We start from the raw sequence: 23933 nt of genomic DNA, 5'->3' as shown, positions 1-23933 counted from the left end.
GCTGATTAGCTACGTTCGGATGGGATAACCGCTGAAAGCATCTAAGCGGGAAGCTCGCTTCAAGATGAGATTTCCATACACATAATGTGTGAGAGGCCCCCAGCCAGACCACTGGGTTGATAGGCCGGATGTGGAAGCGAGGACTAAAGACTCGTGAAGCTGACCGGTACTAATAGGCCAACAACTTACACCACACAACACACTGCACGCGTCCACTATGTGGTTCCCGAACAACAACCCACCACGGGTTGCCGGAACCAACAACTAAATAACAACCAAGCACCACAGTTGTAACCCAAAGATTTCCCACCCAACCCCCACACGGGGGACCGGGACGGGTAACAGAGTTACGGCGGTCATAGCGTGGGGGAAACGCCCGGTCCCATTCCGAACCCGGAAGCTAAGACCCACAGCGCCGATGGTACTGCACCCGGGAGGGTGTGGGAGAGTAGGACACCGCCGGACATAAATTGAGAAGGGCCCCAGCCAATAGCTGGGGCCCTTCGTCTTTAACCCACCCATGCGCCATTGACCCCCGGTAGAGTTGGTGCTCATGGAAAGCCTCTTCAGCCACCCCGAGTCGGAGCCCGAGTCCACCCAGCAAGGCAGCAATGACCTGGAGCCCCTCATCATTGCGGTTGTTGTGCCCACGAACGTTTCACATGCCTTTCAAGGCTTCACGGACCATCCTCACCTGTGGTGGCCGTTGGAACAGGAAAGCGTCTTCGGCGCCGGATCCCACGTTGAGTTCGAAGAGAACCTGATCCTGGAGACGGCCGAGGATGGCCGTACGTCCGTGTGGGGAACCATCGACGACTGGCAGCCCCCACTGTCTTTCCACGCCAGCTGGTACCCGGCCAGTACGCCTCTGTGGTCCACGGAGATTCGGGTTGCGTTCCGGGCTGTGGACGGAGGCACGGAAGTTCGATTGATCCACGACGGATGGGAGGGCGCTGAAGACCCGGCTGCCTCCAGGGAGTCATATGCAGAAGGCTGGCCCCGCGTCCTGGAGCGCTATGTGAGGTTCATGGGCGGAGCAGTTGCCTAGGGTCCGTCGACTCCACGCAGACGACTGGCAGTTGCTGAAGAACGTCAGGCTGGAGATGCTCACCGACACTCCCATGGCCTATGTGGAGAGCCTGGATGCTGCACGCCGGCAGACGGACGCCCAGTGGCAGGAGCGCGCTGTCGCGATGTCCGGAGACGGAAGCATGACGTTGGTAGCCGATGCAGGTCATGACGGCTCCAGGTTCTGTGGCCTGATGCGGGTGGTCCTCAAACACCCCCAGGACCCACAGAAGCCGGTGCAGGCGATGCTCCTCAGCGTGTACGTCGCTCCGGAGCACAGGGGATTGGGGCTGGCGGATCAGCTCCTCGACGAGGCATGCGCAGCCGCTGCGGGACAGCTCGGCGCCGGGCTGATGGAGCTTGGGGTCCATGAGGACAATACACGGGCGTTGGCCTTTTACCGGCGTCACGGATTCGAAACCACCGGTGCCAGCAGGCCTTATCCGCAGGACACGTCCAAGCTGGAGCTTGTCATGGAGCGTTCCCTGCCATAACCACTGGAAGAGGGGAAGCTAGGAGGCGCTGACTTTGGGAACCGCCGTGCTGGTGCGCACAACCAGCTTTGTGGGGTGCTCGGTGTCGGCGGGTTCAAGGGCCACGTCTTTGGTGATGGCACCCAGCAGGGTGCGAACCGCCAATGCCCCCTGGCCCTTGGCGTCCTGATCGATGGTGGTCAGTCCCATGACGTTCCCAAGGTCGTGCCCATCAATGCCCATGACGGAGAGGTCTTCCGGGATCCGCAGGCCGAAGTCCCGGGCCGCCAGGATGGTGCCGATTGCCATCTCGTCGGAAGCTGCGAAGACGGCAGTGGGCCGTTCGGGGGCGCTGGCGAGCAACTGACGGGCAGCTGCGTATGCGCCTTCTATGGTGAAGTCTGCCGAAACGATCCATTCGGGCCTGACCGGACAGCCGGCGTCGTTCATTGCTTGTTCGAATCCGCTGCGGCGGGTCCCCGGCAGCTGGAAGTCTTGATCGTAGGCTTCGTTGCCGGTGATGTGGGCGATCTTGCTGTGGCCCAAGCCCAGGAGGTGGTTGGTTGCCTTCCTGGCAATCGCGGCGTCGTCGATCCTGATGGTTGATGCTCCGGGCAGAGGGCCGCCAATGCCCACGATGGGACGGTGCATGGCGTGGAGCTGCTGGATTTCGCTTTCGCTGAGCTCCAGGGACACCGCTATGACCGCGTCCACGCGTTTGCGCAGCAGGAAGTCGCTGAAGACGCTGTGCCGATGCTCCGGGTTCTCCCCGATGTTGTACAGCGTGAGGTCGTAGCCGGCTTCCAGCAGCGCGGCGGAGGCGCCCTCGATCACCGCTGAAAAGAACCAGCGGTGGACCGAGGGAACCACCAGGCCGACGTTGTGCGTACGCCCGGAGGCCAGGCTGGACGCGTGGTAGGACAGCACGAAGCCCAACTCGGCGGCTGCGGCGCGGGCACGTTCCCGGCTGGTGGGGGACACATGTCCCTTGCCGCTCAGCGCCCTCGAAACAGTGGCAACGGACAGCCCTGCGCGCTCGGCTACGTCCTTGATGCCGGTCATGCTGCTCCTCGGTGGGGAAATTAGCTGGCTGTGAGCCAGATTGTCTCCCCCGAGCCTAGTAGATCAGCGCCCGCCTCCGCCGCGGAGCTGCGGAGGATCGTCTCGCCTGCCGGGAGCGGCATGGCGTCAGCGCCGGCGTTCATGATCACCAGGGTGGTGCCGTTGAGGTAGGCCAGCGCGGAGCCTGTGCAGTAGTCCTCCACCCAGGCGAGCGAGCCCTGGCCGAGACCGCGCGCGGCCCGGACAGCGAGCATCTCCCTGTACAGATTAAGGTGCGACGCCGGATCGGCCTCCTGATGATCCCTCGCCAGCGCGGGCCAGGACTCGGGTTGTGGCAGCCAGGGATCCAGGCCGGCGCCGAAGCCGGAGTGCGGCTCGGCGGAGCGCCAGGGGAGCGGCACCCTGCAGCCGTCACGGCCGATCCTGGCTCCGCCGGTGCGGGCAAAGGTTGGATCCTGGCGCATGCTGCCGGGAATGCTGGTTGAATCGGGAAGGCCCAGCTCTTCACCCTGGTAGAGGTAGGCGCCGCCCGGGAGCCCGAGCATGAACAGGGTGGCCGCGGCAGCCCGTCGTCGTCCGAGGTCCAGGTTGGGCTGTACGTCGTCGGGGCCGATGCCGTCGCCGTCGCGCGGTCCCTGGCCGTCGTAGCCGAACCGCGAGACGTGCCGCACAACATCGTGGTTGGACAGCACCCAGGTGCTCGGTGCCCCCACTGCGTCCAGCGAGACCAAGGAGTCGGTGATGATATGGCGCAGGCGGTTCACGTCCAGTCCGGCGTGCAGGTACGGGAAATTGAAGGCCTGGTGCATCTCGTCCGGGCGGACCCACTGTGCCAGCCGGGGGAGCGGATCCACGTTGGCTTCGGCGCACAAGATGCGGTCCGGACCGTATTCTTCCAGGATGGAACGCCAGCGGCGATAGATGTCGTGCAGTGCGGGCTGGCCAAACATGGGCGCATCCTGGCCAGGAAAACCCTCTGAGCTGTTGCCGTCGGCACGCCCGCCCCAGTTGGGCAGGCCTGCTGCCTTGACCAACGCGTGGGCTACGTCCACCCGGAATCCGGAGATGCCGCGGTCCAGCCAGAAGCGGAGCACGCGTTCGAATTCGGCGTGGACAGCTGGGTTGTCCCAGTTGAAGTCCGGCTGCGAGGAGTCGAAGAGGTGCAGGAACCACTGGCCAGGTTGGCCGTTCGGCTCGACAATGCGCGTCCATGCCGGGCCGCCGAAGTGCGATTGCCAGTTGTTGGGCGGCTGGTTCCCATCAGTTCCGAGGCCGTCCCGGAAGATGAACATATCCCGCTCCGGGCTGTTGGCGCCGGCCATGAGTGCCGCTTGGAACGCGACATGTTGGTCTGAACAGTGGTTCGGGACGAGGTCGGCGATAACGCGCAGGTTGAGCCGGTTGGCCTCGGCGATGAGGGCATCGAAATCGGCCAAGGTGCCGAACAACGGATCAACGTCGCAGTAGTCGCTGACGTCGTAGCCCGCATCCCGCTGGGGTGAGCGGTAGAACGGTGACAACCACACGGCGTCGATGCCTAGTCCGGCAAGCTGCGTGAGTTCGGCCGTAATGCCTGCCAGGTCCCCTACACCGTCCCCGTTGAGGTCCCGGAAGGATCGCGGGTAGATCTGGTAGATCACAGCGGAACGCCACCATCCGTGCGCCGTGGAGGCCTGGTGGACCGGGGTGAGCTGCGTGAAAGCTGCAGTGGGCTCGTGGGCCGCAACCGAGAGCAATGAATCAACGGACATGAACACATCGTAGAAGAGAATTCGGCAAATTGTAAACGCTTCCAGTCCTAAGGGTGCTGTCTTTGCAGGCTTCTCACACTGCTGGCTTTTCAAACCAGCGCGCAGCCATGTAGTGTGTGGAAGCGCTTGCAGTTGTGAGCCATGTCACCGGCGATATGACGGGATCTGAGACCCTGCCGCCGAAGCAAAGAAGAACGAAAGGGACACCAATGAAGGTGCACAATGCCCTAGCGACTCAAACCACCCGGCGGGTTTTCGCCACCGGGGCAATCTCCGTAGCAGCGGCACTGGCCCTGAGCGCCTGTGGTGGAAGCGCCTCCACCGCTCCGAGCTCTGAAGCTGCAAAACAGGATCTCAAAGCGGCTGGAGCCGGTGTCATCACCATGTGGGTGGACGCCGAGCGCTCCCCGGCCCTGAAGGACATCACGGAGAAGTTCAGGTCTGATACCGGCATCGAGGTAAAGCTGGTGGTCAAGGACTTTGCCGCCGTGCGCGATGACTTCATCACCCAGGTTCCCACCGGCCAGGGACCGGACCTCATTGTTGGACCCCATGACTGGATCGGTAAGTTCGTCCAGAACGGCGTGATCGCACCGGTGGAGCTGGGCGACAAAGCCACGGAGTTCCAGGAATCCTCCATCAAGGCCATGACCTACAACGGTGCCGTCTACGGTGTTCCCTACGCCATTGAGAACATTGCCCTGCTGCGTAACACCAGCATCGTGGAGAGCAAGGCCGCAACCCTGGACGAAGTGGTGGCCAACGGCAAGCAGGCCGTAGCTGACGGCAAGGCCACCTTCCCGTTCCTGGTGGGCATGGACCCGAAACAGGGCGACCCGTACCACCTGTACCCGCTGCAGTCCTCCATGGGTTCCCAGGTGTTCGGCAAGAACGCCGACGGCGGCTACGACGCCAAGCAGCTCCTCATTGGCGACACCGCCGGCGTCGAATTTGCCAAGAAGCTGGCCGCCTGGGGCGACGCCGGTGAGAAGATCATCAACTCCAACATCACTGGTGACATCGCCAAGGAGAAGTTCCTGGCCGGCGAATCCCCCTACTTCCTGACGGGGCCATGGAACGTTCCGGACGTCCAGAAGAAGGGCATCAAGTTCGCCGTGGATGAGCTCCCCACCGCCGGTGGCGAGCCTGCGCAGCCGTTCATTGGCGTCAACGGCTTCTTCATCAGCGCCAAGAGCGCCAACGCCCTCGCCACCAATGAGTTCGTCACCAACTACCTCACCTCCGAGTCCGCCCAGGACTCCATGTATGCGGCAGGTGGCCGTCCGCCCGCCCTGAAGGCCTCCTTCGAAAAGGCCGCGAGCGATCCCGTGGTGGAGGCCTTCGGCAAGATCGGCGCCACCGGCGTCCCCATGCCGGCCATCCCGGAAATGAGCGCGGTCTGGGCAGATTGGGGAGCCACGGAACTGGCCATCATCAAGGGCCAGGGCGACCCCGCCGAGGCCTGGACCAAAATGGCCGCCAGCATCAAGTCCAAGATCGGCGGCTAGTCCCGCACCGGTGATTCCACCGGTCTGCCCTGGGCCGGGCGGCAACCCTCCGCCCGGCCCGTGCCTGCTGCCAACCGCTTGACCCAAGGATCCACAATGCCAAAGCCAGATCTCCAAGAACTGCCGTCCACCGCAGCCAGCCCGGCGCCCACGCCCCGCGATACCACCCGCCGGGCACCCGGCAAGCGCCATCCGGATTCCCTCAAGGGCACTCTTCTTAAAGTTGTGCTGCTGGGACTGGTGGACGCCTTCGCTGTGTACGTCCTGATGATGCTGTTCCTTAGCCAATCCTGGGCTGCACTGGCAGTTTCTGCTGTGGTGGTCCTGGCGATCAACTGGATCTACCTCCGCAAGGGTGGGCTACCCGCCAAGTACCTCGCCCCCGGCGTGCTCTTCCTGCTGGTTTTCCAGGTTCTGGTGGTGGTCTTCAGCGGCTACATCGCGTTCACTAACTACGGCGACGGGCACAACAGCACCAAGGAAGACGCCATTTCGGCCATACAGTTGACCGCCCAGAAGCGTGTCCCGGATTCGCTTGCCTACAAGGCCTCAGTCCTCACCAAGGGCAACGATTTTTATCTGCTGTTCACGGATCCGTCCGGGAAGGCGCAGATAGGCAGCACGGAACAGCCACTCAGCGAGGCAACGGCCGCCGGCAAGGATTCCACGGGCAAGGCCACCTCCCTCCCGGGCTACCAGACCTTGAAGTTCCAGGAGATCGTGGCCAACCAACAGGAGATCCTGAAGATTACAGTCCCGGTTTCAGGCGATCCTGCGGATGGAACGCTGCGCACGGCGGACGGCAGCACCGCCTACCAGTTCAAACCCGCGCTCGACTACGACGCCGCAACGGACACGTTCAAGGACACAGAGACAGGGACGGAGTATCGGGACAACGGCAAGGGTGCCTTTGCCGACGCCAACGGCGAGACCTTGGCAACGGGCTGGAAGATCGATGTGGGCATGGACAACTTCACCCGTGCCTTCACGGATCCAAGCCTCCGCGGACCACTCCTGGGCGTGATCATCTGGACTTTCACGTTCTCCATCGCATCGGTGGCACTGACCTTCGTCATGGGGCTCTTCCTTGCCATCACGTTCAACCGTGAAGACCTGCGCGGCAAGAAGGCGTACCGGATCCTCATGATCCTGCCCTATGCTTTCCCGGCCTTCCTGTCCGGCCTGGTGTGGTCCGGCATCCTGAACCCCGAGTTCGGCTGGCTCAACCAGACCCTGTTGGGCGGCGCGAATATCGGGTGGCTCACGGACCCTGTCCTGGCAAAGATCAGCGTGCTGGTGGTCAACGTGTGGCTCGGCTTCCCGTACATGTTTCTGGTCTGCACCGGTGCGCTGCAGTCCTTGCCCTCGGAAATTGACGAGGCCGCACGCATGGATGGGGCCTCGGCCTGGCGTGTGTTCCGCTCCATCAAGCTGCCTCTCCTGTTGGTGTCCGTAGCACCACTGCTGATCTCCTCCTTCGCCTTCAACTTCAACAATTTCAACGTCATCTATATGCTCACCGGTGGCGGGCCACGCTTCGCCGATACCGACCGCGATATCGGATCCACGGACATCCTGATCACGCTGGTCTACAAGGTGGCGTTCGGCCAGGGAACGGGCCGCGACTACGGCCTCGCCAGCGCGCTCGCGATCATCATCTTCATCATCGTGGCCACCATTTCGGCCATCAGTTTCAAGCAGACCAAAGCACTCGAGGACGTGAACTGATGAGCGTACGCACACTCACCCGCGGCAAGGAAACAGCGTCCGACGGCGTCCACCCGCCGCTCGCGCCCAAGCGCCGGCCGTTCGGGGTCTGGTTCAGAGACAAAGGCTGGCGGCATGTGGTGGGCATCCTCACCACGATCTTCGCCGTCTTCCCGCTCCTGTACGTGTTGTCCGCGGCCCTGGACTCCAACGGCACCCTGGTGGGTTCCAACGGACTCTTCTCCCGGTTCGATGCCGGCAACTTCGTGGCCCTCTTCAGCGATCCAAGCCGCCCCTTCGGCCGTTGGTTCGTGAACACCCTGGTAGTGGGCCTGGTGACATCGGCCGCCACCGTGTTCCTCGGCGCCATGGCAGCGTACGCCTTCTCCCGCATGCGCTTCAAAGGCCGCCGCATGGGACTCCTGACCCTGCTCCTGCTGCAAATGTTTCCGCAACTGTTGGCCGTGGTGGCGATCTTCCTGCTCCTCAGCGGCATTTCGCAGGTCATCCCGGCCTTGGGACTCGGCAGTCAGCTTGGCCTGATCATGGTGTACCTCGGCGGCGCCCTGGGCGTGAACACGTACCTCATGTACGGGTTCTTCAACACTGTCCCGCAGTCCTTGGACGAGGCCGCCAAGATTGATGGGGCCAGTCACGTGCAGATCTTCTTCGGCATCATCCTCCGCCTGGTCACTCCGATCCTGGCCGTAGTGGGGCTGCTGGCGTTCATCGGGATCTCCAGCGAGTTCGTTATTGCCAGCGTGGTGTTGACCGATCCGGACAGCCAGACACTCGCCGTGGGGCTGTACTCCTATGTGGCCCAGCAGCGCTCCGAAAACTGGGGTGTCTTCGCTGCAGGTGCCGTGATCGCCGCCATCCCGGTCATGGCCCTGTTCCTCTTCCTGCAGAAATACATCGTCAGCGGGCTCACCGCTGGCTCCGTGAAAGGCTGACCATGCCCATCGCCCTTCCACACCACGACGGCTCCGGTCTCTTCGTCACCACAACTGCACCCGGGGACGTATCCCTTGGCGATACCGTCCGGCTCCGGGTGCGGGTCCCGCAGGGGTGGGGTCCGGCGTCGAAGGTGTGGGTCCGGTCCGTCCAGGACGGCGAGCCGCGCTACGACGCCGCCCTTCGGCTGGGCACGGCCGATGGCTGGGACTGGTGGGAAGCGGCGATGCTGGTGGCCAACCCTGTGGCCAGGTACCGCTTCCTGCTGGAAGTCTCCCCAACGCACGACGACGGCGCTGCCGCCAGCGTTGCGACTGGCAGTACAGCGGAGCGGAGCTACTGGAACCTCAACGCCCAAGGCCTGTTCCGACGCGACGTGTCCGACGCCGCGGACTTCAGGCTGACGTCCTTTGCCCCGGCTCCGGAATGGCTCCGCAAGGGCACCATGTACCAAGTGTTTCCGGACAGGTTCGCCCGCTCTGAACAGGCTGATGGGCACCCTGTCCCTGAATGGGCCACCGCTTGTTCCTGGGAAACTCCCGTGGTGGGGACGGGCGGGCAGGCATCCACGCAGTTCTACGGGGGAGACCTGCCAGGGATCACCGGCAAACTGGATCATCTGCAGGAACTGGGCGTTGACATCCTCTACCTGACGCCGTTTTTCCCCGCCCGCTCCAACCACCGGTACGATGCGTCCACGTTCGATTCCGTGGACCCGCTCCTGGGTGGAGACCAAGCGTTGGTGGACCTGGTGGAAGCCGCGCACGCCCGCGGGATCAGGGTGATGGGAGACCTCACCGCCAACCACTCCGGCGCCGCGCATGAATGGTTCATCAAGGCGCTCGCCGATCCCGGCTCCGAGGAAGCGGGTTACTACTACTTCAGCGCTGACCATTCGAGCTACGAGTCCTGGTGGGGTGTGGCGTCGCTGCCCAAGTTCAACTGGTCCTCTGATGCGCTCCGCCGGCGCTTCGTGACCGACGATGATTCCGTGGTGGCCCGCTGGCTCAAGCCTCCCTTCAGCCTGGACGGTTGGAGGATCGACGTCGGCAACATGACCGGGCGGCTGGGAGCGGTGGACCTCAATCACGAGGTAGCGCGGCTCATCGCGGACCGCGTGCGTGAGATCAACCCGAACGCGGCCCTGCTGGCCGAATCCACATCCGACGCCGCCGCGGACGTCACAGGAGAGCACTGGCAGGGTGCCATGACGTACTCCAACCTCACCAGACCGCTGTGGTCCTGGCTGGCCAAGGATGCTCCCAACGTGAACTTCTTCGGTTCGCCGCAGTCCGGGCCCCACAAGATCGACGCCGAGGACTTCCTGGCGACGCACCAGGATCTGGCTGCGGGATTTAGCTGGGGCGTGCGACAAAACAACATGAACGCCCTTAACACGCACGACACCGCACGTGCGGCCACGGTGATGGTCGACGGCGGGCCGGACGTGGGAGCCTTCCTCACCTACTGCCTGCCGGGTGTGCCCGTGATGTTCGCCGGGGATGAGTTCGGACTGGAAGGGTTCAACGGCGAGGATTCCAGGACTCCCATGCCGTGGGGTGACCTTCATCGTGTTCGCAGGGACCTTCGTTCCGTCCATGCGGCCCTGGGAAGGTTACGGAAGGAACTGCCGGCCCTGACCGACGGAGGGGTTCGCTGGCTCCATGCCGAGGGCAACGCCTTGGCCTTCGTCCGGGAGACGGCACAGTCCTCAGTGCTGGTGTTCGTCGCGAGAGACAACGCCGACGTCGTCCTGAACAGCCCCGTTCTCACCGAAGCGCAACTCACATCGCTCCTCGCAAAGCCACTGCACCAGTGCGGAACGGTGACGTCGGCACCCGCCGGGGCGTCCGGCGTCGAGCGTGTCCGCCTCCGGGCCGAGGGCATCTCCGCAGCGATGTGGGCGCTGCCCGGGACGGCGGTTCCTGTGAGGTAGCAGGCCCTGTTTGCAGTGCTGCGCCTGCGGTGCTGGCTAGACTGTGACCACAGAAAACACTGCGAAGACTGCCGGTTTGGCGTGTCCGCGGTGCTCATGTGGAGGAAATGCCTTGTCGGACGAAACGGCCATGGCCGGTACATCAGAGGAACGCATCAAGGACCGCACGCTCGGCCACGCGGAAGCAACCCGGCAATCAGCCGGGCAGGGAGCCTTCCTGCAAGAGCTGGCACACGGACTTGGTGCCAGCCAACTCGCAGAGGACGAAGAAACCCTCACTGTCTACTCCGCGGACCAAGGGCCGCTGTTGGAGAGGCACCTGCCCCTGGCTGTGGTGTGGGCCGAGTCCGTGGAGGACGTGCAACACATCGTCCGCACCTGCTCCGCGCATCAGGTGCCGATCGTCGCCCGCGGTGCCGGCACCGGCGTCTCCGGGGGAGCGCACGCCACCCATGGCTGCATCGTCCTGAGCCTTGAACGGATGAACCGCATCCTGGACCTCAACCCCGACGACGAGACCGCCGTCGTCGAACCCGGCGTCATCAACGCCCACCTGAATACGGCGGCCGCTGAGCACGGACTCATGTACGCGCCGGACCCCGCCAGCTACAAAATGTCCACCATCGGCGGCAATGTGGCCACCAATGCCGGGGGACTGCGGTGCGCCAAGTACGGGGTGACCCGCGATTCCGTGTTGGCCCTGGACGTGGTCATGGCAGACGGTTCGTTGATGCACACCGGCCACCAGACATTCAAAGGCGTGGCGGGCTACGACCTCACGGCCCTGCTGGTGGGTTCGGAAGGAACACTGGGCATCGTGGTGGGCGTGACCGTCCGGCTGAAATACCTTCCGCGCGAAGTGCACACCATTGCGGCGTTCTACCGGGACTTCAGCAGCGCGGCCGCAGGTGTATTGGCCGTAGGTAAGGCCCGGGTGCAGCCCGCCATCATGGAACTCCTGGACAACGGCACCTTGGTGCAGCTGGACGAACTCCACGGCGGCGACCTGCAAAAGCGCGGCAAGTCCCTGCTCCTCATCCAGACCGACGGCTTCGGCGCTGCTGCGGAAGCCGACGTCGTCCGGCAAGTACTTGCCGAGGGCGGTGCCACCGTGACCACCGAAGCCAGCGCGGAAGCCGAAATGCTGGTGGAGCTGCGCCGCAACAGCCGCGGCGTCGAAGTGGACGACGAGTTCAGGGTGGGCGAGGACATAGCGGTCCCGCGCTCGCGGCTGGTGGACTTCGTCGCCGCGCTTGAAGCCATGGCCGAACGCTACAACGTCCGGCTCAAGGTGGTGGCCCACGCCGGCGACGGCAACCTGCACCCAACATTCTGGATGGACCGCGTGGACCCAGCCACGGACGCCGATGCACTGCAACGCCTCAACGCCGCCCTGGATGAGTCCATCCGGGTAGGCCTGGAGATGGGGGGAACCATCACGGGTGAACACGGCGTGGGGCAATACAAGCTGCGGTGGCTCGGCCTTGAGCAGCCCGAGCCGGTGCGGGAGCTGCAGCGGCGGATCAAGGAGCTGTTCGACCCGCAGGGAATTCTGAACCCGGGGAAGGCTATCTGATCTGGAGCCCGCCCGCAGGGCCGAAACGCTGGGTAGCCCGCAGGCCGAAACGCTGGGTAGCCCGCAGGTCCGAAACGCTCGGCGCGCTCGGTCGTTCCTCCCTTGGACGCGCGCTGCCGCGTTCCGGTCCTGCGGGGCCGTAGCGCGTCCTCGGTACATTCCTTGGTATTCCAAACTCATTGAAGACTGTCGAAGCGTCACATCAAGTCTGCTTGTTTATCCGCATTTACTTTCCGTCATTCTCCTCATAGTCTTGCTTGGTATACCAAAGTTGCTATGAGGGGAATGACGTGCTGGAGAAGCGGCAGGCTGGAGCGGTACTGGGTCCTAGGCTGAGGACGGGGCTGGTGTTGCTCGCGCTTGTGATGGTTTCCGTCAATCTTCGGCCGGCTATTACTACGGTCGCTGGCGTGATGGGCCAGGTGCCGGGTGTGTTTGGTGTGGATCCCACGCTGCTTCCGCTCCTGGGTACTTTGCCCGTGCTGGCGTTTGGCGTATCGGGGCCGATGGGGCCGTGGCTGGCCAGGCGATTCGGGACCGGGCGGGCTGTTGCGGTAGCGCTGCTGGTGCTCGCAGCAGCTTTGGTGGTCCGGGCGACGGTGCCGGCACTCCTGTTGCCCGGAACGTTCCTTGCCGGCAGCGCGATCATGACCGCCAGCGTGCTGGTGCCCCAGATCGTGAAAGCAAACCGCGGCACCGGGTGGTGGACGGGCCTGTGCACCATGGGATTTGGGCTCGGGGCCGCGCTCGGGGCGGGCCTGGTCCAGCCTCTGGAGCAGGCATTCGGCGGCAACCTCCCCTCAGCGCTTGCCGTGTGGGCGGTCCCAGCCTTGATGGGTGCGTTCCTGATTCACCGCTCGGGAGGACGTCCGACGACGGCACCCACCACGGCGGGCACCATCACCCCAGGCACCATCACCCCAGGCTCCACCACCGCGGGCTCCGCCACCGCAGAGGAAGTCACGCCGCTCCGGAAGCAACGCACCGCGTGGGCCGTCACTGCCTTCTTTGGCCTGCAGGCCATGCTGTACTTCGCCATCACGTCCTGGTTGGCCGTGTACTTGGTATCCCGGGGGCTTTCGCCTGCCGACTCCGCCGCCTTGCTGGCCTGGTTCAGCCTTGCGGGCCTTCCGGCCAGTTTGCTGGCGCCCGTGTTGGCCAGCCGTCCAGCCATTCTTCGGATCCTGGCGCCCGGCCTTGGAATGACGGTGGCGCTCGCGCTGCTGGGCGTCCTGGCGGCACCGGCTGAGCTGCAGTTCACCGCCGTCGGGATTCTTGGAGTGGTGCAGAGTGCCGGGTTCGGACTGGCCATGGCATTGGTGGTCATCCGGTCCGCTGGACCCCAATCTGCCGGAAGGCTCTCTGCCATGAGCCAGGGATTGGGATTCGCTCTGGCCTCCCTGGGCCCGCTGCTCGCAGGGATGTTGCACGCGATGACCGGTGGCTGGGAAGTGACGTTCTGGGTGCTCGCCGCCGAAGCCGTGGTGCTGGCTGGTGCGGGATTCCTTGCCATCCGGGGACCACTGGTCAGCGTGGAATCAGCCGAAATTTCCCAGCAGGACGCGGTGAAACCTTCACCTGTTCGCTGACCCGCCCCGTTTAAGGCCGGGAGAAAAGGGCACCGGCGGGTTTGACTTCCTCAGCCGTCGGCAGGCCTGTTGGGGCGCAACTCTCCGGCGTATCCTCGGCGATATGACCAACTCACCAACGGGGACCAATCAGCCTGGCACCCCCGCCACGGAAATCCTTGAAACCAATCAGTGCTGGGAGCTCCTCCGGAGTGTCTCAGTGGGCAGGCTTGCCGTCGTTGTGGATGACCACCCGGACATCTTCCCCGTGAATTACAAGGTTGACCACGGAACCATGGTGTTCCGGACGGGTGAGGGGACCAAACTCCACGCGGCGCTGGGCGATGCGCCCGTGGCGATCGAGGCTGATGGCGTCAACGCAGAAACAGGCGTGGCGTGGAGCGTAGTGGTCAAGGGCCAGGCGTCCGCTGTGAAGCTGACCCAGGACGTGCTGGACACCATTGGCCTTCTGCTGTTCCCCTGGGAGGCCGGGCAGAAGGACCAGTTCATCCGGATCACTCCCACCAAGGTGACGGGCCGCCGGTTCACGGTCACTCCCGCTGTGACGTGGTGGACGCCGCTGGATGACGCGCCCACGGCCCGGGGCGAGTAGCACCTAACGCGAAAACCCGCCCCTGTTCGGGATTCCTCACCCTGTAAGGCGAGGACCACAAACAAGAGCGGGTTTTATGTGGGCGCTAGACGAGTTTCAGCTGATCAGCCACAACCCGGCCGGCGTGGATCACGGTGCGGTCCTTGCCGCGGTCCATCACCGTGGACGCCACTGTTTCGCCGTCCACCAGGAGCAGCTCAGCAGGATCGCCAACCTCGACGCCGGGACGGTGGGCGGTGTCCTTGAGTCTGGTTGCGCCGGGGTCAAGGATGCTGGCGCCACCGATCGTGGCGATGGCCAGGCTGTGCTCGATCAGCTCGTCCTTGCGGAAGCCATGGGTGAAGGCGAGCTGCCAGGTCCGGTCCAGCATGTCCGTGTTGCCATAAGGCGACCAGTAGTCGCGCTGGCCGTCCTCGCCGAGCCCCAAGCGAACCCCGGCTTCGGTGAGCAGCGGGATGGGCAGCTGACCCGCAGCAGAGGGAGCAACCGACGCCAGGGAGACATCGAGCTCCGCGAAGGCGTCGATGAGCCTGCGCGTGGTGGCCTCGTTGACGCTGCCCAGTTGGTACGCATGGGACATGGTGACTTCGCCCTGCATGCCCAGCGCACGGGTGCGCTCCAGCACCAGGTCGGTACTGAAGACCCCCAATTCGCCGGGTTCGTGGAGGTGGATATCGATGGGAACCTGGTACTTTTCGGCCAGGCCGAACACAATGTCCAGATGCTTCGCCGGGTCCCGGTCCAGCGTGCAAGGATCGATCCCGCCCATCACGTTGGCACCGGCTTTCAGTGCCTCTTCCATGAGCTCCACCGTGCCCTCCTCCAGCAACAGTCCGGCCTGAGGGAAGGCGATGATGTCCACGGACGCCTGGCCGGAGAACTTCTCCTTGGCAGCAGCAACGGCGTCGAAACGCTCCAGCTTGCAGTCCACGTCCACCTGGGCGTAGGAGCGAACGCGGGTGGTGCCCCGCGCGATCATCCGTCCCAGGGTGTCGTTCACGCGATCCTGCAGGGGAACTTCGGCGTTGCGCCAGTTCTGCCGGTCGTTCATCATCATGGTCCACACGCCGGGACCGCCGGTGTGCTCGCGGAAGGGCAAACCGATCCTGGTGGAATCCAAATGCACATGGACGTCGGAGAACGATGGCAGCAGCAAGCGTCCGCGGCCTTCTACTACGGTCACGTTGGCCGGAACCGCCCGGGCGGGGTCATGAGCCTCGACGCTGGTGATCTTGCCACCGGTTTCGCCCGCAGAGACGGTGACGTCGCTGAGCGCTTGCCCCCAGGGGCGGACGGCGCGGATCAGGGTGTTCAATGTTTGCTCCTTTGATAGTGAATCCATTGCCTGCCTCTATTGCACGCCGGCCAGGACGGTCGCCGCCATACCCGTATGGTGGCAGGCAGGCGCGGCGGGCGTGGCCGGCGTCGGAATCTGGTCCATGCAGCGTTGCCGCTGTTCCTCCGGGAGCGTGCCGATCAGTGGGCAACGGGTCCGGAAGACGCAGCCGCTGGGAGGATTGGCTGGAGACGGCAGATCGCCTCGAAGCCGGATCTTTACCTGCTCACGGGCGGCCCGGGGATCCGGCAGTGGCACCGCCGAGAGCAATGCCTTGGTGTAAGGGTGCAAAGGGTTCTGGAAGAGCTCGTCGCGCGGGCCCTGTTCCACGATCTTGCCCAGATACATCACAGCAACCTCGTGGGAAATGTGCCGGACCACAGAAAGATCGTGGGCAATAAAGATGTAGGAAACGCCAGTGTCCCGCTGGATCTGCTGCAGGAGGTTCACTACCTGTGCCTGCACGGAAACATCCAACGCTGAGACCGGCTCGTCGCACACGATCACCGAGGGGTTCAGGGAAATCGCCCGGGCAATGCCCACACGCTGCCGCTGCCCGCCGGAGAACTCATGCGGGAAGCGGTTGTAGTGTTCCGGCTTCAGCCCCACCTGGTCCAGGAGTTCCTTGACCCTGTTCTTGAGCCCGCCCGGGGGATTGATTTTCTGAGCCACCATGGGAGCGGCGATGGCGGTACCCACCGTCTGGCGTGGGTTCAGAGAGGCGAACGGGTCCTGGAAGATCATCTGGACCTTGCGCCGGAAGTTGTACAGCTCCCGGCCACGCAGCTGGCTGATGTCGACGCCGTCGATCATGATCCGTCCACCGGTCGGGTCCATGAGCCGTGCCACCATGCGTCCCGTGGTGGACTTACCGCATCCGGACTCACCCACCAGCCCCAGCGTCTGGCCTCGAGCAAGACTGAACGACACGCCGTCGACCGCTTTGACGGAGCCCTTGGCGGAGCCCGGCAGCAGCCCGCCCTTCAGCGGGAAGTGTTTCTGCAGGCTCTCCACCTGCAGGATTGGCTGATGTTCCATGGCGGGTCCTAACGCGAATTCCGGATGGTGATGATCTGCGGGCCGCTCAAGTGGCAGCGCTTGCCGTGCCCGTCTTCGACCCGCAGCTCGGGTCGCTGGCTGGCGCAGACGCCGTCGCCGGCGAGTTCGGCATATTGGCACCTCGCGCTGAAGATGCAGCCCTTGGGCAGGTCAAGGAGCGACGGCGGCTGGCCGGGTATGGGGTTCAGCCGGCTTGCCGCGCTGTTGAGCGTGGGCATCGAGTTGAGCAGGCCCAAAGTGTAGGGGTGTTGGGTGTCGTAGAAGATATCGTCCACCGGCCCGGACTCGACGCACTGGCCTCCGTACATGACCAGCACGTTGTCGCAGACCTCAGCCACCACACCGAGATCGTGCGTGATGAGGATGAGCGCCGAGTTGGTTTCCTCCTGAAGCTCCGACATCAGATCCAGGATCTGGGCCTGGACCGTCACATCCAGTGCAGTGGTTGGTTCATCGGCAATCAGCAGTTCAGGCTCGCAAATCAGTGCCATGGCGATCATGGCACGCTGGCGCATGCCGCCGGAGAAGTGGTGGGGGTACTCGTCGTAGCGCTGTTCCGGGCTGGGGATGCCCACCCTACCCAGCATGTCGACGGCGGCAGCCCGGGCCTGCTTCTTGCTCGCCTTGTTGTGGACCAGGTATGCCTCGGCGATCTGGTGGCCCACGGTATAGAAGGGGTGCAGGGCAGAAAGGGGATCCTGGAAGATCATGCCGATGTTGCGGCCACGAAGCTGGCGCATGGCGGACTCGGGGAGCGTGACCAGGTCCTTGCCTTGGAACATCGCCTCCCCGGTGACCTGCGCGGACGTGCCCTTGAGCAGGCCCATGAGCGCTTGGCTGGTGACGGATTTACCTGAGCCGGATTCGCCCACGATGCCCAGGGTCTGCCCGCGTTCCAGGGCGAAGTCCATGCCGTTTACTGCGGAGACAACGCCGTCATCCGTAGGGAACTTCACGGTGAGGTCGCGGACTTCAAGGAACGGTGCGGTGGCCGTGGCGCCTGCCGTACCGCCGGCCGGGGCGCTCGCCTTCTTGGCGGTGATATTCAACTGGGTCATTGGAGCCTCACTCGGGGGTCGATGGCGGCGTAGGCGAGGTCCACAGCAACGTTGGCAACGATGACGAAGAACGCGGCCAGCATGGTGATGGCCATGGTCACTGGAAGATCGCCGGAAATAGCGGCGTGAACTGCCGTGAAGCCCAGGCCAGGGACGGAGAAGATCTGCTCGGTGAGGACTGCGCCACCGAGCAACAGGCCAATGTCCATGCCCAGCATGGTGACCACGGGAGTGATGCCTGCACGCACGCCGTGCTTGAAAGTGACAGTTCGGGGCGCAAGACCTTTGGCGCGGGCGGTCCGGATGAAGTCTTCACCGAACGTCTCGATCATATTGGTACGGGTCACCCGGATATAGGACGCGCTGAACAGGACAGCCAAGGCGATCCAGGGAAGCAGATAGTTGGCCACCCAAGCCCCGGGTCCTTGCGGGCCAAAGGGGCTGTTGATCTCGTTGGTGGTGAACGGCAGCAGGTGCAGCTGGTTGACGAACAGGAGCAGCAGGAACAGGCCGGTAACGGGGATGGGCAGTGAAACGCCAACGGAGGCGGCGCCCACAATGAACTTGTCCACCGGGGAACCCTTGCGGAGCGCGGCAAGCAGACCAAGCCCGACGCCGGTGATGGTCCACAGGATGAGGGCGCCGATGGCCATGGAGAAGGTGTAGGGGAGTGAGCGGCCGATGATGTCCGCTACGTTCTCATTGGTTTGGAAGGACTTCCCCAGGCACGGCCATTCGCACAGCGTCTGCGCACCCGGGGCGCCGATCATCCGCGACGAGAAAAGGCCCCGGATGTAGTCGAAGTACTGGACAAAGAACGGCTGGTCCATGCCCAGGGCCACGCGGGCTTCCGCTACGCGTTCGGGGGTGCATTCCTGTCCGCAGGCAGCAGCTGCGGGATCGGACGGGCCAAGCTGGAAGAGGGTGAAGGTGATGAAACTGACCGCGGCGAGAAGCAGTACCAGCGATCCGGTCCGGCGAAGAATGAAAGTCATCATGGTGGTGGTTGCGGGCCGCCCGCTGGTTGCAGGCGGCCCGCTTCTCCTTCTGGACTATGCTCGATTGTTTTCGGGGCGCGGTTATTGCTCGACGCCGACGATCGAGAGGTCGATGCCGCCGAAGAAGTAGCCCACCTGGGCATTGCGGACGTTGGAACCCACCACGCTGTTGGTGTGGCTGCGGATAAGCGGAACGATCGGGTAGGTCTTCAACGCTGAGCCGAACGCCTCGGACCACTTCTTGCCCAGTTCCTCTGAAGTTCCGTCCGTGTTGCGCAGATCGAACATGGCCTTGGACACTACGGGGTCGAAGTACCGGGAGGTGTTGGAGAAGCCGTAGCTGGTGCCCTCATTGTTCGGTCCCAGCAGGGGATCAGCGGAGGTACGGACTGATGCCGGATCGGCACCGCCGCACCAGCCGGAGCGGCCCATGTCCGGGAGTTGTTCGCTGGCCAGGACCGAGTAGTAGTTTGGTGCCGGGATCGGCACGAGTTCCACGTCGATTCCCAGGGCCTTGAGGTTCTGCTGGACAACGGTGCCGGTGTTCTTGAAGGCGTCGCGATTGTTGGCGTAGCCGTACGTCAGGGTCTTGGGGAAGTCCTTGCCCTCAAGGAGTTTTTTGGCTTCCTCCAGCTTGGGCTTGCCGGCGGGGTCCAGCTCCAGTTCGGTTTCCACGTAACCGCGCATCTTGGCATTGAGCGGGCTCTGGGTGATCTCACCGAAGCGTCGTCCACCGTACTGAACCAGGATGGACTGGCGGTCCAGAGCCAATGCGATGGCCTTGCGGACATCCGGATCCGTGATCTTCTGGGTGTTCAGGCTCAGGACGTCATTGCAGCCCAGGAGTCCGGACGCCACCCGGTCCTTTACCTTGGCATCGGCCAGTTTGGCGGAGTCCGAGGTCTGCAGGGCGCCATTGGAATCGAGCGTGATGGCGTTGGGGTCCGAGTCGGCGAGCAACTGCTGGCTGATGGTGGCCTGGGAGGTGGACAGCGAGAAGCTGAACGTGTCCGGCAGCGCGGAGCGGTTGGGGTCCGTGGCGGGATCCCAGTGCGGATTCCGGACCAGCTTCAGGGATTTGCCGCGGTTGTAGGACTCCACCATGTAGGGGCCCGAGGATACGGGGTGGTTGGTGTAGTCCAGCTTGGTGTCCTTGGCCTTCGGGACCGGTGCCGTGTTGGAACGGGATGCCAGGGCCGGGAATTCCGCAAAAGGCTTCTTCAGGTGGAAGACCACGGTGCGCTCATCGGGTGTTTCAACTGCCTTGAGTACAGCGGAAGGATCCTTATACGGCCCCTTGTACCCACCGGCGTCGAGCGCTGCGTTCAGCTCCTGCGGAGCCTGGGTGAAGACATCCTGCGCGAAGGTTCGCTCTACGCCGTACTTGATGTCGGCCGAGGTGATGGGTGTACCGTCCTCAAACTTCACGCCTTCCTTGAGGGTGAAGGTCCAGCTGAGGCCGTCGTCGGACACCTTGCCGGTGTCGGTGGCGAGGTCCGGGACCACTGTTGGCGGTTGGCCGGCTGTTTCCTTGGCCATGGTCAGCGTGCGGTAGTACAGCTGGCCGACGTTGGCCGTCTGGACGTAATTGCTGTTGCCGGGATCCAGAGTCTGGAAGTCGGAAGACATCAGGACGTTGATGTTTCCGCCCTTGCCGTTGAAGCCGGACTTGACCACGTTGGGGGCCAGTTCCGTGACCGATTCGGCGGGCTTGGAACTGCTGGGCTGGTTCTGGCCGGCGCCGCAGCCGGTGGCGGCCATGGCAATCAGCACGGAAAGAGCCAGGGCTCTTGCAGGGGTTTTCATGATGCTCCTTGAGAGGGGTGGAAGGCGATGCGGGGATGAATGGAGAACTTAGTGACGGGATGCTTTGGGATCCAAGGCGTCCCGGACGGCGTCGCCCAGCAGGTTGAAGGCCAGGACGGTGACGATCAGCATGATGCCCGGAACGGCCAGGAACCACGGATCGCTGAGGTACCAGTTGCCGGACTGGGCGGCGTTCAGCATCTGGCCCCACGACGGTGTGGGGTCCTTGACTCCGACGCCCAGGAAGGACAAAGCAGCTTCGGCGGAGATGTTGGTGGGGATCAACATGGTGGCGTACACCAGGACGACTCCCATGACGTTGGGGATGATCTGGCGGAACAGGACACTGAGGTGCGAGGCACCGAAGGACCGGGCGGCTTCCACGAACTCGCGCTCGCGGAGGCTCAGCACCTGGCCCCGCACAATGCGGGCGAGGTAGGCCCAGCCAAAGAAGCCCAGGATGATTACCAGCGAGGCCATGGGCAGGAAGCTCCCCTCGCCCAGCGGGGTATCACGGAGCCGCGACTGCAGGATGGGCGTCAGGGATAGCACCAGCAGGAGATGCGGAAACGCGAGGAAGAGGTCCATGATGCGGCTGATGATGGCGTCGGTCTTGCCGCCAAAGTAGCCGGCGGCGGCGCCCAGCACTGTTCCCAGGACCACAGAAACGGCTGTGGACAGCAAAGCGATGGTGAGGGACACCTGTCCGCCGTAGGCCAGCCGGGCGAAGAGATCGCGGCCCAGGCCAGGCTCCACCCCCAACCAGTGCTGGGCTGACGGATACATGTAGCCGGGGAGCGGCAGCCCGGGTGTTTGGAAGTCATCCAGCACGTCCGGGCTGGTGTTGGACGTGAAGGGATCGTTGCCCGACATGGCGCTTAGTACCGGCGCAAGGATGGCAAACAACATGATGGCCACCACCACGCACAAGCTGAGGAGCGCGATCTTGCTGCGGCGGATCCTCATCCATGCTGTGGCGAGCAGTGAGCGGGCCTCGGCAGGTGCCGCTGCTGCGCCCTCCGGCGACGCTGCCGGTGGGAGCGGCGGGCTGCCGGTATTCGGTTCGATGGACTGTAACTGGGTCAACGGTTCTGCTCGTTTCATGATCAGGAGCTGGCTCCGGAGTTCTTGTATACCAAAATAGACTAGAGCAGGATTGATGCGATGTAAATCACAAATAATGTACTGTTTGGAATACCAGAGAGTAATACGAGCTGTCCCTCGCGGACAGGAAACAGGAGTCGCCGTGCCTACCAAGGTCACCGCCCGCTACGTGCTGGGGCATCAGAACGGCCGCCACGTTCTGCTCGAAAATGCGTGCGTGGTCTACAGCGGCCACACCATCGACTACGTAGGACACGAGTACACCGGGCCGGTGGACGAGGAAGTCCACGTAGGCGAAGCCCTGCTGATGCCCGGCCTGATCGACCTCGACGCGCTCACCGACATTGACCACCTCATCCTGGATAGCTGGGCCGGCCCGGAGCAGGCCAAGGGGCACCAATGGTCAGAGGACTACTTCCTGAATCGCCGGGCCGACGTCTTCAGTGCCGGGGAGCGCCAGCAGATCCGCGAGTACGCCCTGATCCAACTCATCTTGCACGGCATCACCACCTACATGCCCATCGCCTCGGAAGTGCATTCCGAGTGGGCCGAGCCTTTCGAGGAATTGGTGGGCATGGCCGATACCAGCCGGCGCTTGGGCCTGCGTGGCTACCTTGGGCCGGCCTACCGTTCCGGTGTGAACGTCGTGTTGGAGAACGGCGAACGTTCAGTGATGTTCGACGACGGCAGGGGCCGTGAGGGACTCGCTGATGCCTTGCGCTTCATTGACCACGCGACGGAGCTGAATGATCCGCTGGTGAACGGTGTTCTGCTCCCGTGCCGGATCGAGACGTTGGACATCGAGCTGCTCAAGGCAACAGCAGCGGCCTCCAGCGACCGGGATGTGCTGGTCCGCCTGCACTCCCTCCAAGGCCTCGTGGAACGCGAGCTCATCCTGGGCCGGCATGGAGTCACGCCCCTGGAACTCCTTGACCAGGTGGGTCTGCTCAACGAGCGCCTCCTGATCCCGCACGCCACTTATACGGACAGGAACCCTGCGGTGTATGGCGAAGACCGCGGTGACCTGGCCATGCTGGCGGACAGCGGTGCCAGCATCATTCACTGCCCCCTGACGTCCATGCGGTACGGCAGCACACTGGACTCGTTCGGCGCCTACAAGGAAGCAGGAATCAACATTTCGCTGGGAACCGACTCGTTCCCGCCGGACCTCATCCGGGGTATCGATGCCGGCGTGCAGCTCGCCAAGATCCTCGCCGGCACCAACGACGCCGGTGACGTCGCCGGATACGTCGACGCCGCTACCTTGGGCGGTGCTCATGCTTTGAGGCGCCCGGACCTTGGCCGGCTTCAGCCAGGCGCCCAGGCTGACATGGTGGCGTTCTCCCTTGGCGACTTCCGTGACGGCGTCCACGATGACCCGTTGAGGACCCTTCTCCTGAACGGAACAGCCCGCCAGGCCGTGCTGTCCGTGGTGGCAGGCCGGACCATCATGGCCGACGGCGAAATCGACGGAGTGGACCTGGAACTCTGGCGGTCCAGGGGCCAGGAACTCTTCCACAAGATGCGCGGAGCCTACAGCGCCCGTGACATCAGGAACCGCCCTGCGGATGAGCTGTTTCCTCCCGTGTATGCTCGGTTGGAACGCTGACCGGCGCCGTCCGGCACAGGGAGCGGACGCTGGCATGAAGGGAAGTTTGACAGTGGCTGAGGCGATGCCGGACACGGGAAATGGCCGCGATGAAGAGGCCCGCGCGGAGAATGTCTACCAACTGGTGCTGGAAGGCATCGTCACGGGCAAGTACGCCCAGGGCGTGCGGTTGCGTGAACGCGAGCTCTCGGAGATCTACAACGTCTCCCGTATTCCTGTGCGCGAGGCCATCCAGCGCCTGGAGCAGGACGGCTTTGTTGAGACCTTCCCGCGCCGCGGTGCGGTGGTCCGGCAACTGACACTCACCGACGTCAACGAACTTTTCGACATCCGGCTGTGCCTGGAAACCTTCGCCGCCAGGATGGCTGCCACCCGAGTGGCTGAGGGCAGCGACGGCGGCCGGCTCGAGGAACTCATGGAGGCCTCCACGGCGGCCATCGACGAGTCCCGGAGCGAAGACGTTGCCGTGATCAGCGCCGAGTTGCACGCAGAGATCGTTCGGCTTTCAGGTAACCGGCTGCTGATCGAATCCGTGAAGCCACTGTTCGGCCGGATGCGGTGGATTTTCGGACTGGCACACAATCGCAGCAATGAGCTCCAGCGCGACGAGCACACAGAGCTGTGCAACGCCATTCTGAAGGGTAAGCCGGATCTGGCGTACTCGTTGGCATACTCACACATCGAGCTGGGCCGCGAACCTGTCCTGTCCGGCCTCGCCGAGACCCTCGAACCCTAGGTTAAAAGGCT

At 63.8% G+C, this 23933-nt stretch carries 19 protein-coding genes and 2 rRNA genes; 13 read left to right on the top strand and 8 right to left on the bottom strand.

Annotation, left to right across the window (positions count from 1 at the left end):
* From BLW08_RS22675 to BLW08_RS22660, 4 genes are all read left to right on the top strand, one after another.
* Positions 1-194 (top strand): 23S ribosomal RNA (locus tag BLW08_RS22675); the annotation flags it as partial.
* A gap of 154 nt (positions 195-348) precedes the next feature.
* Positions 349-465: ribosomal RNA gene (gene rrf, locus BLW08_RS22670) — 5S ribosomal RNA — on the top strand.
* Between the two features lie 88 nt (positions 466-553).
* Positions 554-1048 carry an SRPBCC domain-containing protein gene (locus BLW08_RS22665; RefSeq protein WP_090826320.1) on the top strand — a complete coding sequence of 165 codons (495 nt, stop codon included), beginning with the start codon at positions 554-556 and terminating at the stop codon, positions 1046-1048.
* Entirely contained in the window at positions 1041-1562 is a 522-nt protein-coding gene (locus tag BLW08_RS22660) for a GNAT family N-acetyltransferase (protein ID WP_254780025.1), read from the top strand. The genes BLW08_RS22665 and BLW08_RS22660 overlap by 8 nt, the downstream gene beginning before the upstream one ends.
* Positions 1563-1580: 18 nt before the next feature.
* Here BLW08_RS22660 and BLW08_RS22655 read toward each other — a convergent pair whose 3' ends face one another.
* A complete protein-coding gene (locus tag BLW08_RS22655; protein ID WP_090826240.1) occupies positions 1581-2603 on the bottom strand; it encodes a LacI family DNA-binding transcriptional regulator in 1023 nt (340 codons plus the stop codon).
* A 20-nt stretch (positions 2604-2623) separates the two neighbouring features.
* Positions 2624-4354 carry a glycoside hydrolase family 13 protein gene (locus tag BLW08_RS22650; protein ID WP_254780024.1) on the bottom strand — a complete coding sequence of 577 codons (1731 nt, stop codon included), beginning with the start codon at positions 4352-4354 and terminating at the stop codon, positions 2624-2626.
* 209 nt (positions 4355-4563) lie between these two features.
* Between BLW08_RS22650 and BLW08_RS22645 the strand changes: the two genes are divergently transcribed.
* The 7 genes from BLW08_RS22645 to BLW08_RS22615 all read left to right on the top strand — a co-directional run bounded on the left by BLW08_RS22645 (position 4564) and on the right by BLW08_RS22615 (position 14216).
* On the top strand, positions 4564-5862 hold the full coding sequence (locus BLW08_RS22645; protein ID WP_091328368.1) for a sugar ABC transporter substrate-binding protein: 1299 nt from the start codon (positions 4564-4566) through the stop codon (positions 5860-5862).
* A gap of 96 nt (positions 5863-5958) precedes the next feature.
* Entirely contained in the window at positions 5959-7590 is a 1632-nt protein-coding gene (locus BLW08_RS22640) for an ABC transporter permease subunit (protein WP_091328365.1), read from the top strand.
* Positions 7590-8522: a sugar ABC transporter permease gene (locus BLW08_RS22635; protein WP_090826253.1), complete on the top strand. Its 933-nt coding sequence runs from the start codon at positions 7590-7592 to the stop codon at positions 8520-8522. The genes BLW08_RS22640 and BLW08_RS22635 overlap by 1 nt, the downstream gene beginning before the upstream one ends.
* Positions 8523-8524: 2 nt before the next feature.
* Positions 8525-10459, top strand: coding sequence for a glycoside hydrolase family 13 protein (locus tag BLW08_RS22630; RefSeq protein ID WP_091328362.1), 1935 nt, complete (start codon positions 8525-8527; stop codon positions 10457-10459).
* A gap of 130 nt (positions 10460-10589) precedes the next feature.
* A complete protein-coding gene (locus tag BLW08_RS22625) occupies positions 10590-12035 on the top strand; it encodes an FAD-binding oxidoreductase (protein WP_090826323.1) in 1446 nt (481 codons plus the stop codon).
* A 347-nt stretch (positions 12036-12382) separates the two neighbouring features.
* The gene (locus BLW08_RS22620; protein WP_254780023.1) at positions 12383-13624 is read left to right on the top strand and encodes an MFS transporter; all 1242 of its coding nucleotides are present in this window, start codon (positions 12383-12385) and stop codon (positions 13622-13624) included.
* 103 nt (positions 13625-13727) lie between these two features.
* Positions 13728-14216, top strand: a complete 489-nt coding sequence (locus BLW08_RS22615; RefSeq protein WP_090826262.1) for a pyridoxamine 5'-phosphate oxidase family protein — start codon at positions 13728-13730, stop codon at positions 14214-14216.
* Between the two features lie 85 nt (positions 14217-14301).
* On the opposite strand, the gene BLW08_RS22610 is transcribed toward BLW08_RS22615, so the two are convergent.
* The 6 genes from BLW08_RS22610 to BLW08_RS22585 form a co-directional block, all read right to left on the bottom strand.
* On the bottom strand, positions 14302-15531 hold the full coding sequence (locus BLW08_RS22610; protein ID WP_091328357.1) for an amidohydrolase family protein: 1230 nt from the start codon (positions 15529-15531) through the stop codon (positions 14302-14304).
* Between the two features lie 36 nt (positions 15532-15567).
* Positions 15568-16590, bottom strand: a complete 1023-nt coding sequence (locus BLW08_RS22605; RefSeq protein WP_091328354.1) for an ABC transporter ATP-binding protein — start codon at positions 16588-16590, stop codon at positions 15568-15570.
* A gap of 8 nt (positions 16591-16598) precedes the next feature.
* Entirely contained in the window at positions 16599-17669 is a 1071-nt protein-coding gene (locus tag BLW08_RS22600) for an ABC transporter ATP-binding protein (protein WP_091328353.1), read from the bottom strand.
* Positions 17666-18667, bottom strand: coding sequence for an ABC transporter permease (locus tag BLW08_RS22595; RefSeq protein ID WP_090826273.1), 1002 nt, complete (start codon positions 18665-18667; stop codon positions 17666-17668). Before BLW08_RS22595 ends, BLW08_RS22600 begins: the two co-directional genes overlap by 4 nt.
* A gap of 81 nt (positions 18668-18748) precedes the next feature.
* Positions 18749-20473: an ABC transporter substrate-binding protein gene (locus tag BLW08_RS22590; protein ID WP_091328350.1), complete on the bottom strand. Its 1725-nt coding sequence runs from the start codon at positions 20471-20473 to the stop codon at positions 18749-18751.
* A gap of 48 nt (positions 20474-20521) precedes the next feature.
* Positions 20522-21577 (bottom strand): ABC transporter permease, encoded by a 1056-nt coding sequence (locus BLW08_RS22585; RefSeq protein ID WP_254780022.1) that lies wholly within the window; start codon positions 21575-21577, stop codon positions 20522-20524.
* 142 nt (positions 21578-21719) lie between these two features.
* On the opposite strand from BLW08_RS22585, the gene BLW08_RS22580 reads away from it, so the two are divergent.
* On the top strand, positions 21720-23186 hold the full coding sequence (locus BLW08_RS22580; RefSeq protein WP_091328348.1) for a chlorohydrolase family protein: 1467 nt from the start codon (positions 21720-21722) through the stop codon (positions 23184-23186).
* Positions 23187-23220: 34 nt separating this feature from the next.
* On the top strand, positions 23221-23922 hold the full coding sequence (locus tag BLW08_RS22575; protein WP_254780021.1) for a GntR family transcriptional regulator: 702 nt from the start codon (positions 23221-23223) through the stop codon (positions 23920-23922).
* The last annotated feature ends 11 nt before the right edge of the window (positions 23923-23933 follow it).

It is taken from the genome of Arthrobacter sp. cf158 (assembly GCF_900106835.1).
In the GTDB taxonomy this organism is placed as follows: domain Bacteria; phylum Actinomycetota; class Actinomycetes; order Actinomycetales; family Micrococcaceae; genus Arthrobacter.
This window is presented reverse-complemented; position numbering and strand designations above follow the sequence as displayed.

What these genes read in the sequence shown, in the direction of transcription:
- BLW08_RS22575 (WP_254780021.1), top strand. Translation starts at nt 23,221, where the DNA reads ATGAAGGGAAGTTTGACAGTGGCTGAGGCGATGCCGGACACGGGAAAT.
- BLW08_RS22665 (WP_090826320.1), top strand. Translation starts at nt 554, where the DNA reads ATGGAAAGCCTCTTCAGCCACCCCGAGTCGGAGCCCGAGTCCACCCAG.
- BLW08_RS22635 (WP_090826253.1), top strand. Translation starts at nt 7,590, where the DNA reads ATGAGCGTACGCACACTCACCCGCGGCAAGGAAACAGCGTCCGACGGC.
- BLW08_RS22625 (WP_090826323.1), top strand. Translation starts at nt 10,590, where the DNA reads ATGGCCGGTACATCAGAGGAACGCATCAAGGACCGCACGCTCGGCCAC.
- BLW08_RS22655 (WP_090826240.1), bottom strand. Translation starts at nt 2,603, where the DNA reads ATGACCGGCATCAAGGACGTAGCCGAGCGCGCAGGGCTGTCCGTTGCC.
- BLW08_RS22650 (WP_254780024.1), bottom strand. Translation starts at nt 4,354, where the DNA reads ATGTCCGTTGATTCATTGCTCTCGGTTGCGGCCCACGAGCCCACTGCA.
- BLW08_RS22615 (WP_090826262.1), top strand. Translation starts at nt 13,728, where the DNA reads ATGACCAACTCACCAACGGGGACCAATCAGCCTGGCACCCCCGCCACG.
- BLW08_RS22605 (WP_091328354.1), bottom strand. Translation starts at nt 16,590, where the DNA reads ATGGAACATCAGCCAATCCTGCAGGTGGAGAGCCTGCAGAAACACTTC.
- BLW08_RS22595 (WP_090826273.1), bottom strand. Translation starts at nt 18,667, where the DNA reads ATGATGACTTTCATTCTTCGCCGGACCGGATCGCTGGTACTGCTTCTC.
- BLW08_RS22645 (WP_091328368.1), top strand. Translation starts at nt 4,564, where the DNA reads ATGAAGGTGCACAATGCCCTAGCGACTCAAACCACCCGGCGGGTTTTC.
- BLW08_RS22585 (WP_254780022.1), bottom strand. Translation starts at nt 21,577, where the DNA reads ATGAAACGAGCAGAACCGTTGACCCAGTTACAGTCCATCGAACCGAAT.
- BLW08_RS22590 (WP_091328350.1), bottom strand. Translation starts at nt 20,473, where the DNA reads ATGAAAACCCCTGCAAGAGCCCTGGCTCTTTCCGTGCTGATTGCCATG.
- BLW08_RS22640 (WP_091328365.1), top strand. Translation starts at nt 5,959, where the DNA reads ATGCCAAAGCCAGATCTCCAAGAACTGCCGTCCACCGCAGCCAGCCCG.
- BLW08_RS22630 (WP_091328362.1), top strand. Translation starts at nt 8,525, where the DNA reads ATGCCCATCGCCCTTCCACACCACGACGGCTCCGGTCTCTTCGTCACC.
- BLW08_RS22600 (WP_091328353.1), bottom strand. Translation starts at nt 17,669, where the DNA reads ATGACCCAGTTGAATATCACCGCCAAGAAGGCGAGCGCCCCGGCCGGC.